Origin of the sequence: Megasphaera massiliensis (genome assembly GCF_000455225.1) — a bacterium.
GTDB classification, from domain to species: Bacteria; Bacillota; Negativicutes; order Veillonellales; family Megasphaeraceae; genus Megasphaera; species Megasphaera massiliensis.
Window position 1 is genome coordinate 3109 of record NZ_HF954553.1, and the last position, 663, is coordinate 3771.

Below are 663 nucleotides of genomic sequence, written 5' to 3' on the forward strand. Positions count from 1 at the left end.
TTAGCCGAGGATACACGGTAACTTCCCGTCGAGGCGGGACAAGGGTTAGTGAGACGATCTATGTGAAGCCTATTTCAGAGGCCGAGGAAATAAAAGGCCCCCTTCTCCCCGATCTGCCAGTACTGAATGCTTCGATTAAGCATTTGCACAGCTGGTTTGGCAATAAAGAAAGAATTATTCCTGAAATAGATTTCACTCCTCATGAGCCATATCTCGATGAACAATTTCAAAAAAGCTGGAGACAATCTTTTTTGCAGGCGTCGACCAGTAATGATTTGAATATATGGGCTTATGGTGATGCTAGAGGTTATCTTCCACTTCGGGAACAAATTCAGCGGTACTTATCACTTGAACGTGGCATTTATGTGCAAGTTGATCAAATTTTATTAACCTCTGGTGCACAGCACAGCATCGATTTGATAGCCCAAGCTCTTTTGCAGGAAGGGGATACGGTTACTGTCGAAGATCCAGGTTTTCCTGCTGCGTGGATGGCTATGAATTATCGGAACATGCGAGTATGTCCCGCTCCAGTCGATGAATCTGGACTATGCACAGACCATATACATCCACAATCCAAGCTTGTGTTTGTTACACCATCCCATCAATGCGCTGTTGGTGTTATCATGTCCGAACCGCGCCGGCAGCAATTATTACATATGGCTG

The 663-nt window shown here is 45.1% G+C and carries 1 protein-coding gene; it reads left to right on the top strand.

Features of this window, described 5'->3' with window-relative positions:
- Window positions 1-62: 62 nt before the first annotated feature.
- The coding region (locus TX77_RS10760) for an aminotransferase class I/II-fold pyridoxal phosphate-dependent enzyme (protein WP_230198128.1) at window positions 63-663 on the top strand (601 nt) is incomplete at its 3' end.